The sequence below is a fragment of the Hoeflea algicola genome, assembly GCF_026619415.1.
Taxonomy (GTDB): domain Bacteria; phylum Pseudomonadota; class Alphaproteobacteria; order Rhizobiales; family Rhizobiaceae; genus Hoeflea; species Hoeflea algicola.
In genome coordinates this window covers 3,242,706-3,254,957 of sequence record NZ_JAOVZR010000001.1, presented here as the reverse complement: position 1 = coordinate 3,254,957, position 12,252 = coordinate 3,242,706, and the positions used below count along the sequence as shown (strand labels likewise).

The 12,252-nt window shown below is 61.0% G+C and carries 13 protein-coding genes; all 13 read right to left on the bottom strand.

Features of this window, described 5'->3' with window-relative positions; translation table 11 throughout:
- Positions 1 to 4: 4 nt before the first annotated feature.
- Positions 5 to 478, bottom strand: coding sequence for a Cys-tRNA(Pro) deacylase (gene ybaK / locus OEG84_RS15940; RefSeq protein WP_267654662.1), 474 nt, complete (start codon positions 476 to 478; stop codon positions 5 to 7).
- Positions 479 to 489: 11 nt separating this feature from the next.
- Positions 490 to 837, bottom strand: coding sequence for an ArsC family reductase (locus OEG84_RS15935; protein WP_267654661.1), 348 nt, complete (start codon positions 835 to 837; stop codon positions 490 to 492).
- A gap of 10 nt (positions 838 to 847) precedes the next feature.
- Positions 848 to 1,891 carry an NAD-dependent epimerase/dehydratase family protein gene (locus tag OEG84_RS15930; RefSeq protein ID WP_267654660.1) on the bottom strand — a complete coding sequence of 348 codons (1,044 nt, stop codon included), beginning with the start codon at positions 1,889 to 1,891 and terminating at the stop codon, positions 848 to 850.
- A gap of 28 nt (positions 1,892 to 1,919) precedes the next feature.
- Positions 1,920 to 3,482: a glutamine-hydrolyzing GMP synthase gene (guaA, locus tag OEG84_RS15925; RefSeq protein WP_473413765.1), complete on the bottom strand. Its 1,563-nt coding sequence runs from the start codon at positions 3,480 to 3,482 to the stop codon at positions 1,920 to 1,922.
- Positions 3,483 to 3,500: 18 nt separating this feature from the next.
- Positions 3,501 to 4,133, bottom strand: coding sequence for a 5'-methylthioadenosine/S-adenosylhomocysteine nucleosidase (locus OEG84_RS15920; RefSeq protein ID WP_267654658.1), 633 nt, complete (start codon positions 4,131 to 4,133; stop codon positions 3,501 to 3,503).
- Positions 4,130 to 4,579, bottom strand: a complete 450-nt coding sequence (locus tag OEG84_RS15915; RefSeq protein WP_267654657.1) for a PaaI family thioesterase — start codon at positions 4,577 to 4,579, stop codon at positions 4,130 to 4,132. Before OEG84_RS15915 ends, OEG84_RS15920 begins: the two co-directional genes overlap by 4 nt.
- Before the next feature lie 76 nt (positions 4,580 to 4,655).
- A complete protein-coding gene (locus OEG84_RS15910) occupies positions 4,656 to 5,120 on the bottom strand; it encodes a TspO/MBR family protein (protein WP_267654656.1) in 465 nt (154 codons plus the stop codon).
- A gap of 70 nt (positions 5,121 to 5,190) precedes the next feature.
- Positions 5,191 to 6,483 carry an RsmB/NOP family class I SAM-dependent RNA methyltransferase gene (locus OEG84_RS15905; RefSeq protein ID WP_267654655.1) on the bottom strand — a complete coding sequence of 431 codons (1,293 nt, stop codon included), beginning with the start codon at positions 6,481 to 6,483 and terminating at the stop codon, positions 5,191 to 5,193.
- 71 nt (positions 6,484 to 6,554) lie between these two features.
- Positions 6,555 to 7,301 (bottom strand): SDR family oxidoreductase, encoded by a 747-nt coding sequence (locus OEG84_RS15900; protein ID WP_267654654.1) that lies wholly within the window; start codon positions 7,299 to 7,301, stop codon positions 6,555 to 6,557.
- A 19-nt stretch (positions 7,302 to 7,320) separates the two neighbouring features.
- On the bottom strand, positions 7,321 to 8,787 hold the full coding sequence (locus OEG84_RS15895; protein WP_267654653.1) for an aldehyde dehydrogenase family protein: 1,467 nt from the start codon (positions 8,785 to 8,787) through the stop codon (positions 7,321 to 7,323).
- Positions 8,788 to 8,825: 38 nt separating this feature from the next.
- Entirely contained in the window at positions 8,826 to 10,436 is a 1,611-nt protein-coding gene (locus tag OEG84_RS15890; RefSeq protein WP_267654652.1) for an ABC transporter ATP-binding protein, read from the bottom strand.
- Positions 10,433 to 11,293: an ABC transporter permease gene (locus tag OEG84_RS15885; RefSeq protein ID WP_267654651.1), complete on the bottom strand. Its 861-nt coding sequence runs from the start codon at positions 11,291 to 11,293 to the stop codon at positions 10,433 to 10,435. The genes OEG84_RS15890 and OEG84_RS15885 overlap by 4 nt, the downstream gene beginning before the upstream one ends.
- A complete protein-coding gene (locus OEG84_RS15880) occupies positions 11,290 to 12,240 on the bottom strand; it encodes an ABC transporter permease (RefSeq protein ID WP_267654650.1) in 951 nt (316 codons plus the stop codon). Before OEG84_RS15880 ends, OEG84_RS15885 begins: the two co-directional genes overlap by 4 nt.
- Positions 12,241 to 12,252 lie beyond the last annotated feature (12 nt).

Below are 12,252 nucleotides of genomic sequence, written 5' to 3'. Positions count from 1 at the left end.
CGGTTCAGGCAACGATGGCCGCGGCGGTCGCCTGCAATGCTGCCTGCGCATCCTTGGGATCGAGCCGGAGCTGCAGCCCGCGCTGGCCGGCATTGATGAAGACATAGGGTTGATCGAGCGCTGCGGCTTCGATCACGGTCGGCACGTGTTTTTTCTGACCGAACGGGCTGATGCCGCCGACATGGTAACCGGTAAGGCGTTCGGCATCGGCAGGCTTCATCATCGCCGCCGATTTGCCGCCAAGGGCTGCCGCAAGTTTTTTCATGCTGACTTCCCGGTCCGACGGCAACACGGCGCAGACCGGCTTGCCGTCGAGTTCCGCCATCAGCGTCTTGAGCACCCGGGCCGGGTCCTCGCCCAGCGCATCGGCAGCCTGCAAGCCGATGCTGTGGGCGTCGGCATGATAGGCGTAGTCGTGAACCGTAAAGCCGATGCCGAGTTTGGCGAGCGCCTGGGTGGCGCGGGTGGTTTTGGCCATTTCAACCCTCCTTAAGCGAAGAACTGCTCATAGAGGTCAGGCTTGAAACCGATGATGATCCGGCTATCAGCCTCAAGCACCGGCCGTTTGATCATTGATGGCTGAGCCAGCATCAGGGCGATCGCCTTGTCGGTGTCGAGATCCTGCTTGTCGGCGTCATCGAGCTTGCGGAAAGTGGTTCCGGCGCGGTTGAGAACGGTTTCCCAGCCAGCTTCCTTGCACCAGCGCTCCAGATGGGTGCGGTCAACACCCATCTTCTTGTAATCATGAAACGCGGCCTCGACACCATGATCAGCGAGCCAGGCCCGAGCCTTCTTCATGGTGTCGCAGTTCTTGATGCCATAGATGATGACGGACATGCCTAACCTTTCAATTCCAGTATAATTTGGAATTCAGAAGCTTTTTCTCGATCAGATCGTTCAGCACCGACAATCGCACATATCCCGAATCACGAAAATTTTGCGGAATACCGGAGATTTGAGCAATCCCATCGACCAATTCCTTGACCGTATCCTCCAGTGAGCACTGCGGCTGGTGATGTGGGGCATGCTTCTTGTAGGATGTGAAATCAACCTTGTAGGATCGCTTGTCGGGCTGACCGGCGCTGTTGATTTTCACATTCACGTCCGGAATGATCTCGCCCACAGCCCTTGCGAGCTGCTTAATCTGATAGGTCCATTCGTCCGATCCGACGTTGACCGCCAGATAATGGCCGCCATTATCGGCCTTTCTCAGCAACGCCCATTCTATCGCCCGCGCCATGTCCTTGACCGCAATCAGTGGCCGCCAGGGCGTACCGTCGCTCAAGACTTCGATCTCGCCCTTGAGCATGGCAGAGGCTACGAAATCATTGAGAACCAGATCAAGACGCAGCCGATCGCTCATTCCGCACGCGGTCGAAAACCTCAGCGAGGTAATCACCGGCTTGTGGGCCGCCATATTCTCAAGTGCCTGTTCGACATCAACCTTGGACCGCGCATAGGCCGTCAGCGGGTTCAGCGTGTCGGTCTCTTTCCTTGGCTCATCGCCACCTGCGCCATACATGCTACAGCTTGAGGCAAACACGATGGTTTTTGACGACAGATCATCAATCTTCTCGATGACGTTGAGGCAGCCCTTGTGATTGATTTCATCGGTGACCTCGGCAAACTTCTCGCCCATCGGGTCATTGGAAATCGCCGCCAGCAGGACAATGCCATCGAACTGGGAAACAAATTCCCTAGTTATGTCGCGCAAATCTCCAAACACCTGTTGATCGCACATTGTGTCCGCCAGCCGATCGCTGGTGGTCAGGCAGTGGGAAAAATAGCCCGTGTCGTAGCCGACGATATAGGCATCCTTGATGGTTTCCCTGAGGTGACGGACCACGACTGGCCCCAGATAACCAAGATTGCCAGTAATCAGTATCTTCATTTTTCCCTGCCTTCAGCCGCCTAAAAACCTACTCCCACTCGATGGTGCCGGGCGGCTTGGAGGTGACATCGTAGACGACGCGGTTGATGCCCTTGACCTCGTTGATGATCCGGGTCGCGGTCTTGCCGAGGAAATCCATGTCGTAGGGGAAGAAATCCGCAGTCATGCCATCAACCGAGGTGACGGCGCGCAGCGCGCAGACGAACTCGTAAGTCCGTCCATCGCCCATCACGCCAACGGTCTGCACCGGCAGCAGCACGGCAAAAGCCTGCCAGATGGTGTCATACAGGCCGGCCTTGCGGATTTCGTCGAGATAGATCGCATCGGCCTGGCGCAGGATGTCGAGCTTTTCGCGGGAGATGCCGCCGGGGCAGCGGATTGCCAGGCCCGGTCCGGGGAACGGATGACGGCCGATAAAGCTGTCAGGCAGGCCGAGTTCGCGGCCCAGTGCCCGGACCTCGTCCTTGAACAATTCGCGCAAGGGTTCAACCAGTTGCATGTTCATGCGTTCAGGCAGGCCGCCGACATTGTGGTGCGACTTGATCGTCACCGAAGGACCGCCGGAGAACGAGACGCTTTCGATGACGTCGGGATAGAGCGTGCCTTGAGCAAGGAAATCGGCGCCGCCGATCTTCCTGGCTTCTTCCTCGAAGACCTCGATGAACAGCCGGCCAATGGTTTTGCGCTTGGTTTCGGGATCGGCTTCGCCCTCAAGCTGCGAAATGAACCGGTCAGACGCATCCACCATTTTCAGGTTGAGATTGTAGTGTTCGTGGAACATGGCAACGACATCGGCAGCCTCATTCATCCGCATCAGGCCGTGATCGACCAGGATGCAGCTCAGTTGGTCGCCGATGGCTTCATGGATCAAAAGCGCTGCAACGGAAGAATCCACGCCGCCGGACAATGCGCAGATGACCTTGCCGGAACCAACCTGGTCTCGGATCTTCTGAACCATCTCGGCGCGGTAGGCAGCCATCGACCAATCGGCTTTCAGGCCAACGATTTTGTGCACGAAATTGGATAGCAGCTTTGCGCCATCGGGCGTGTGCACCACTTCGGGATGGAACATGGTGGTGTAATAACGCTTGTCTTCATTGACCGAGATGGCAAACGGCGCGTTCGGTGAGGTGCCGATAACCTCGAAACCGTCCGGGAGCCGGGTGACGCGGTCGCCATGACTCATCCAGACCGGGTATTTCTTGCCGACTTCCCAGAAACCTTCAAACAGCGGCGAGGCTTTGAGTATCTCGACGTCGGCGCGGCCGAATTCGCGGTGATGACCGCCTTCGACGCTGCCGCCGATCTGTGTGCACAAGGTCTGCTGACCGTAGCAGATGGCAAGGATCGGAACGCCTGAATCAAACACCGCCTGCGGCGCGCGCGGTGAGCCTTCGCGGGTGACAGAATCGGGACCGCCCGAGAAGATCACGCCTTTCGGCTGCATCCGCTCAAAGCCTTCATCGGCGAGCTGGAACGGGACGATTTCGCAATACACGCCGGCTTCGCGCACCCGGCGGGCAATGAGCTGCGTCACCTGACTACCGAAATCGATAATCAGAATGGAATCGGGATGGGTGGTGTGGAGGATATCGTTCATGGCGAGCGATTAAGCCAAAGCCGCGCCGGATGCAATCGCCTGCTCTATGCGATCCACCGCTTGCGCCAGTTTTTCGTCAATCACATGCAGATATTCGGTCCAGTCGTCGACATGTGTGAGGTCTGCCTTTCCATCGGATATGCCGCGCAGGCCGATGACGGGGATATCAAACAGGCTTGCCGCCCGCAGCACCGCAAAAGTTTCCATGTCAACCATGTCGGCATCAATCAGGTCGTAGCCTGCGCCGGACACGATGTTGGCCCCGGTCGATAGCCGCGCTGTGGGGATCTCCTGTGCAAGCACCGGCAGGGCGAGCGTGGCGGGCAGATCCAGAAACGGGGTGCGACCCTTCTCAAAGCCGAGCGGGCTTGCATCCATGTCGCGGTAGCTCACCGAGGAAGCCTGGTAGATCGCGGTCTGCTCGAGCGTGCGGGAACCGGCGGAGCCCAGGCAGATCAGCCCGTCGACCGGCTCGCCGGCAAGACCCGCCAGACGTGCAGCCACTCTCATTGCCGCCTCGACCGGGCCAACGCCGGTCAAAAGCGGTTGAAAACGGGCCTTGAGATGCGGGCCATATTCGGGCGCGGCCGCCATCACATAGAGAATGCGGCGGTCTCCGACCTGCTTGATTTCGCCCTTCATCCAGCAATTCCCTCACGTCCACGCACCACCATCATGGTGCCGGTCATCGAGGCTATCAGCTTGGCCGGTCCGTCGCCGATGGCATAGGCGCGTCCGTCGCTGACAATGATGGTGCTGCCCGGCTTGGTGACCTCGCCGCGAAACAGAAAGCGCTCGCCCCTGCCCGGCGACATGAGGTTGATCTTGAATTCGATGGTCAGAACCGCGGCTTCCTCGGGCATCACCGAAAGTGCCGCGTAGCCGCAGGCCGAATCGAGCGCAGCCGACAGAATGCCAGCATGAAGAAAGCCATGTTGCTGGGTCAGGTCGTCGCGAAACGGCATTTCGATCTCGACAACGCCATATTCAACGCTGGTCAGCGCTGCGCCGATGGTGCGCATGGCGTTCTGACGGGCAAAGCTGTCGGTCACGCGTTGGCGGAAATTCTCGTCTGGCCTCTCATTCATGCGGCAATTCCTTTCGCAGGTGCGAAGGTGCCAAGCAGGCGGTCAAACGGCAAGCGAATTTTCGATGATGACCAGCTTAGAGCGGGTTTAGCCACCAGATTGCGCCGTTGAGCAGGCCGGCGAAGCTTACCCAAGCCGCATAGGGCAGAAACAGCAGTGCTGAAGGACGGTCGCGGGACCAGGCCATTGCGATAAAGGTCAGGATCGCCAGCAGCATGGCAACCAGTACCGCCAGCGCCAGATCCGGCCTGTGCAACGTAAAGAAAATCGGTGACCAGACGAGGTTCAGCGCCATCTGCAGGAACCAGATTTTGGGCAGCCAATTGCCGCGTTCGCGGATATAGACCCGCGCACCGGCGATGCCAATGAGTACGTAGAGTGCGGTCCAGACGGGTCCAAAGATCCAGTTCGGCGGATTGAAGGCCGGCTTTTGCAGGTCTTGGTACCAAGGGCCCGGAATTGATGAATATCCGACCAGGCTACCGGCGGCGACGGTCAGGACGACAAACAGGATCAGCGTCAGCGCATGCGATTTGGTCATAATTCCACCTTTTGTCGGTCAAGATCCATCATCTAGTGCGCTGCGCAGACCTCACCACCCCTGAAGGCTGTCAGATCTTGCGTCTGAAGCCGGCGAAATAAAATCCGTCTGTGCCGGTACGCCGTGGCGACAGCAACAGCCCCAGATTCTGGTCCGCATAGGGAACCGGCGCATCGGGATCCGCCGCCACGCTGCCCCAACGCTGCTTGAGGCTGATGGTTTCAAATTCGGGATGACGCTGCAAGAACGCCTTGACCCGATCGGTGTTTTCCTCAGGTAACAGCGAGCAGGTGACATAGGCCAGTTCTCCGCCGGGACGCACATAAACGGCGGCGGCATCAAGCACCTTGTCCTGATCGGCCATGCGATCAGCGATGTTCTTGTCGGAAATCCGCCACTTGGCATCGGGACGACGGCGCCAGGTGCCGGTTCCTGTGCAGGGCGCGTCAATCAGCACCCGGTCCATCTGCAACTCGAGCCCGGCCAGGTTTGACGGACGTTCCCGGATCTGGATGATCTCTGCACCGGCGCGGCGCATGCGCTCGACAATCGGCGCCAGCCGGCGGCGGTCGGCATCATAGGCGTTGATCTGCCCCTGGTTCTGCATGGCCGCGGCAAAGGCCAACGACTTGCCGCCACCGCCTGCGCAGTAATCAAGAATATCTTCGCCGGGTTCCGCGCCCACCAGCGCGGCCGCCAGTTGCGAGCCCTCGTCCTGAATTTCGAACCATCCGCGGGCAAAGCTGACTTCGCTGGTGGCAGCGATCTGGCGTTCGGGTCCTTTGCCGGATTCAATGCGCACGCCATGAGGTGCCAGACGGGTCGGGATCGCGCCCTGATCGGCAAAGGCTTCAAGCACCTGTTCGCGGCTCGTGCACAGGGTGTTGGCCCTCAGATCGAGCGGTGGACGGGCGGTCAGCGCCTGCGCCTCGGCGATCCAGTCTTCGCCAAAGGCGTTCTCGAACGAGGCTGCCAGCCATTCAGGAATATCGGCCTGCACATGCGCAGGCGCCGCCGAAAGATCCCGCGCCAGGCAGGCGTCGAGATGCTCCACACTCGGAATTTCGGGCGCGAAACGGTCACCATCAAGACTTGCGGCGAGCGCTTCCGGGGTGAGGTCCCATTGCCGCAGCAGGGTGGCGATGGCGAGATCAGCAGGCTGGTCGCCATCCATGATGAAACCATGCGAAAGCTTCATGCGAAGCGCGTCGTGGACCAGGTTGGAGATCGCCCCGCGGTCACCGGAACCGGCAAACCGGTGCGACAGTCCCCAATCCTTGAGGGCCTCAGGGACCGGTCGGTGCCGGGTGTCGATCTCCGACAGGACTTCAATGGCTGCTTGCAGGCGTCCGCCTAGGCGCATGGTCTGATCTCCAGGGTTGGCCCGTGCTAGCTTGTCAGGTGGCGCATAGCAAGCGATTCACCCGCAGTCGGCTAGACGCAACGGCCGCCATCAACCTCCATGGCAACCCCGGTTATCATCGCGGCCTCGTCTGAGCAGAGGAAACAGGCAGCGTTGCCCATGTCCTCGGGCGTCGAAAACCGGCCCAGCGGAATGGTCGAGAGGAACTTGGCGCGGATCTCGGGGGTGTCCTCGCCCATGAATGATTTGAGCAACGGCGTCTCGCCGGCCACCGGGTTGATGGCATTGACCCTGACGCCCGAGGGCGCGAGTTCGACGGCCATCGACTTGGTGGCGGTAATCATCCAGCCCTTGGAGCTGTTGTACCAGCTTAGCCGCGGCCGCGGGCTGACGCCGGCGGTGGAGGCGACGTTGAGAATGGCGCCCGCCCCCTTTTGTTTCATGGCCGGAACAAAGTGACGTGCGGTAAGGTATACCGACTTTACATTGACAGCCAACACGCGGTCGAAGTCATCCTCGGTGATGTCTTCCATGGCAGCGGGCAGATGGGTGATGCCGGCATTGTTGACCAGGATATCGAGGCCGCCGAAACGATCAAGAACGGTCTTTGCCATCGCCGCAACGCTGTCATTGCGGGATACGTCAACGGTGACGGCAAAGGCATTGTCGCCGAGGTCGGAGGCGAGTTGAGCAGCCGCGTCGGGATTGATATCGGCGATGGCGACGCGCGCGCCTTCACTGATGAATTTGCGGGTAATGCCCGCGCCGAACCCGGATGCGCCGCCGGTCACCAGCGCGGTCTTGCCTTCAAGTCTCATCGAATTCTCCCAAATTGTTTTATTGGCCATGCCAGACGGCGACGGTCTTCAGCACTGAAAATCCATACAGCGCCTCGAAACCCTTCTCGCGACCGTGACCGGACTTGCCGACGCCGCCAAAAGGCAATTCGACGCCGCCGCCGGCGCCGTAATTATTGACGAACACCTGGCCGGAGCGAATTGACCGGGCCAGCCGCATCTGGCGTCCGCCATCGCGGGTCCAGACCCCGGCGACGAGGCCGTAATCGGTGCCATTGGCGATAGCAACAGCCTCTTCCTCGTCGCGGAACGGGATGATCACCTGAACCGGGCCGAAGATCTCGTCACGCGCCAGGGCGTGGCTCGGATCGACGTCACCATACAGCGTCGGGCGCACGTAATGGCCGCCCATCGGCGCCGATTTCGGCATCTGGCCCTCGGCCACCGGCGCCAGGCCGTCCTCGTCGGCCTCGGCCAGAAAGCCCTGAACGATGTTCTTCTGCTTCTCCGAGATCAGCGGGCCAACAGACTTGTCCTCGATCGCCGCGCCAACCGTGAGCTCCTTGTAGCGTTCGCTCATCAGCCGAACCACATCCTTGTGGATCGAGGCTTCGACCAGGATACGCGAGGAGGCCGAGCAGGTCTGCCCGGCATTCTGAATGCCGGCATTGACCAGGAACGGCAAGGCCCGGTCGAGATCGGCGTCAGCAAAAACGATCTGTGGTGATTTTCCACCCAGTTCCAGCGTCACCGGGATCACGTTATAGGCAGCGGCCTGCTGGATCTTGCGGCCGGTCTCGAGCGAACCGGTAAAGGAAATATGGTTGACGCCGGGATGGGCGCAGAGCGCGGCGCCGGCTTCTTCACCAAGGCCGGGAACGACATTGAGCGCGCCATCGGGCAATCCGCAATCAGCGGCGATGCGGGCAAAGGCAAGTGCAGTCAGTGATGCTTCTTCAGCCGGCTTCAAAACCGCGGCGTTGCCCATGGTCAAGGCCGCGCCGACCGAACGCCCGAGGATCTGCATCGGGTAGTTCCAGGGAATGATGTGTCCGGTCACGCCATGCGGCTCGCGCAGGGTAAATACCGTGTAATCATTGAGATAGGGGATGGTTTCGCCGTGCAGCTTGTCGGCGGCGCCGCCATAGAATTCGAGATAGCGCGCCAGTGCCTTGGCGTCGGCACGGGCCTGGCTCAACGGCTTGCCGACATCGTGGGCCTCGAGCTTGGCCAGCCACTCGATGTTTTCTTCCACGGCGCGGCCGATCTTGGCGAGCAACCGGCCGTGTTCGGCAGCGGTCATGCGTCCCCATTCGCCGACAAGCGCTGCCTGGGCGGCGGTCACCGCGGCATCGATCTCGCTACGGCCGCCACGGGCGATGCGGCCGATCTCCAGACCGGTCGATGGGTCTTCGACAGTCAGGGTCTTGCCACCGCTGGCGCCAATCCAGCGGCCGCCAATCAGGCATTGGCTGGTGTCAAAGCCGGCGTCCAATTTGTCGCTCATGGCGAAATCCTTCTTCAATTCTCACTTGCCCGTGGTTTTCAGCTTGCGCGCGCCGCCAGCGCGGCCTGCAGCGATGGCGTCGAGGCCACCAGTTTTTGTGTATAGGGATGCTGCGGATTGCGAAAGACGGTTTCGGTCTCGCCCTGCTCGACAATCCGACCATCCTTCATCACCAGCACCCGATCGGTAATGGCGCGCACGACCGACAGATCATGCGAGATGAACAGGTAGGACAGGTCAAGCCGATCCGACAATGCCGCCAGCAGATCGAGGATCTGCGCCCGAATTGACACATCAAGCGCAGAGACGGCCTCGTCCAGCACGATCAACGCCGGCTCGATGATCAGCGCCCTGGCGATGGCAATACGCTGGCGCTGGCCGCCGGAAAATTCATGGATATATTTGTCAGCGTCCGATGATTTGAGACCCACCTCGGTCAGCGCCCGGTCGATCCGGCGCTCCAGCTCGGCGCCTTGTGGCGGCGATTTGACGAGATGGAACGGCTCCGTAACAAGCCGTCGGACTCGGTGACGCGGGTTGAAGGAATCATAGGGATCCTGAAACACCACCTGCATCCGCGCCCGCAGTTCGGGATGCGGGCCTTCGCCGGCACTTGAAAACGCATGGCCATTGAGGCGGATCTCGCCATCCTGCAGCGGATCCAGCGCCAGGATGGCGCGGGCCAGCGTCGATTTTCCACAGCCCGATTCGCCAACCAATCCAACATTTTCGCCATGCGAAATCTCGAAGCCGACATGATCGACGGCGCGAAACGGCGGCTGGCGAACGAACAGGTTGCGGCGCGGCTGTTCATAGTCGCGCACCACCTGCTTGACCGACAGCACCGGCGTGGCGGAGGGCTCCGGCTTGCGGCCACGATCGGGCACATGCGCTGAGGCCGAAAACAGCGCTCTTGTGTAGGGATGGCGCATGGCACGGAAGACCTCGCCGGTCGGCCCGGCCTCGACCACCGCGCCTTCCCTGAGAATGGCGATGCTATCGGCCAGACCCGCCACCACTGCCAGATCGTGGGTGATCAGCATCAGGCCCATATCCTCTTCCCGCACCAGTTGTTTGAGCAGGTCGAGGATCTGGGCCTGGGTGGTCACGTCCAGTGCCGTGGTCGGCTCGTCGGCAATCAGCAGCTTGGGCCTCAGCGCAATCGCCTGGGCGATCACCACCCGCTGGCGCTGGCCACCAGAGAGATCATGCGGAAACCGGTCGAGTGGAAACCGGTCTTCGGGCAAGCCGACGCGGTTGAGCATTTCACGGGCAATCACCAAGGCCCCGCGGCGGCTGGCGCCGGTATGGATCCGCACGGTTTCTGCGACCTGGTCACCGATGGTGCGGACCGGGTTGAGCGCGGTCATCGGCTCCTGGAAGATCATGCCGACATCGCGGCCGCGCATCTGGCACAGCGCCCGCTCGTCCATCGCCGCCAGATCGTTGCCGGCGACGTTGATGGCGCCCGACCAGTGGCTGCCGCGCGGAAGAAGCTGCATCACCGACAGCGCCGTCATTGATTTGCCGGAACCGGATTCGCCGACAACACCGAGGATCTGGCCGGGATCGAGCGTCAGATCGATGTCGTGCAGCACGGTAGAGCCGTGAATATCGACCTTCAGATCGGAAATCGAGAGCACACTCATGAGCGGCCATGCCTGAGCTTGGGATCGAACAGGTCGCGCAGCCCGTCGCCCATCAGGTTGAGGCCAAGCACGGTGATGATAATCGCAAAGCCTGGAAACAGCGCCATGTGCGGCGCCAGCGAGATCAACGTCTGGGCATCGGCCAGCATTCGGCCCCAGCTTGGCAGCGGCGGCTGCGCACCAAGCCCGACATAGGCAAGTGCTGCTTCGGCAAGAACCGCCAGCGAGAACTGGATGGTGCCCTGGACAATCATCAGATTGGCAATATTGGGCAGGATATGCTCGACCGAGATCCGCGCCTTGTTCTTGCCGGCAACCCGGGCGGCTAGAATGAAATCCCGGGTCCACAGCGACAACGCCGCGCCGCGGGCAAGTCTCGCGAACACCGGCACATTGAAAATACCGATGGCGATGATGGCATTGATGGCGCCGGGGCCGAACACCGCAGTGATCATGATTGCCAGCAGCAGCGACGGGAACGCAAACACCAGATCATTGCCGCGCATGATGATTTCGTCGATCAGGCTGCCGCGCCGGGACGCTGCATAGAGCCCCAGCGGCACCCCCAACACCATGCCGATGCCGACTGCGACAAAGGCCACGGCAATCGACACGCGGGCGCCGACCATGATCATCGAGAACATGTCACGCCCGAAATGATCTGTGCCGAACCAGTGAACCCACGACGGATTTTGGAGCTTGTTGGCGATATCGAGCTTGGTCGGATCGAACGGGGTCCAGACAAAGGACATCAGCGCGGCCACGATGAACACCGCCGACAGCACAAGGCCGATGACGAAGGCGGGATGGCCCAGCGCCATGCGCAACAGCGAGCGGTTGGAGACCGTACCGCTCATGGGCGCCGCCGGCGCAGGCGCGGGTCAGCTGCAGCATAGGCAAGATCAACCAGGAAGGTGACGACAATGACAGCAAAGACCAGAAGGATCACCACCGAGCGGACCACGATCAGGTCGCGCTGGGTGATGGCCTGAAACACCAGCCGGCCAAGGCCGGGCAGGTAGAACACGTTTTCGATGATGATGCCGCCGGCGAGCAGGAACGAGAACTGCAGGCCGATGATGGTCAGCACCGGGATCAGCGCGTTGCGCAGCGCGTGCCGCCACAATGCCTGGCTGCGGCTCAGCCCCTTGGCACGGGCTGTGCGCATGAAATCCTCGTCCAGCGTGTCGATCAGCGACGAGCGCATCACCCGCGCGAGAATCGATGCCTGCGGCAGCGCCAGCGCGATTGCCGGCAATGTCAGCGCCTTGATGGCCGGAAAGAAGCCTGATTCCCAACCGGGGAAACCGCCGGCGGAAAACCAGCGCAGATTGATTGCGAAGACCAGGACCAGGATCATCGCAAACCAGAAGTTCGGGATTGCCACGCCAAGCTGGCTGACGCCCATGACCGAAAAGTCAGTGGCCGAATTGCGGCGGGCGGCGGCAAGGATACCGGCGGGAAAGGCGATCAATGTCGACAACACCAGCGCATAGAGCGTCAGCGGCAGCGAGATCATCACCCGCTCGGAGATCAGCTCGGAAACCGGAACCCGGTAGGTGTAGGAGACGCCGAAATCACCGTGAAGCAAGCCCGCCACCCAGCTCAGATAGCGCAGCGGCAACGGACCATCGAGACCAAGCTGGCTGCGCAGTGCCGCCACCGCCGCCGGGTCGGCGTTCAGTCCCATCATGAACGTCGCCGGATCGCCGGGCACCATTTCCATCACCAGGAAGATGACCAGGCTTGCCGCAACCAGGCTGAGCGACAGCGACACGAATCGCCGCAGGAAATAGGCGGTCATCGGGCAGGATCC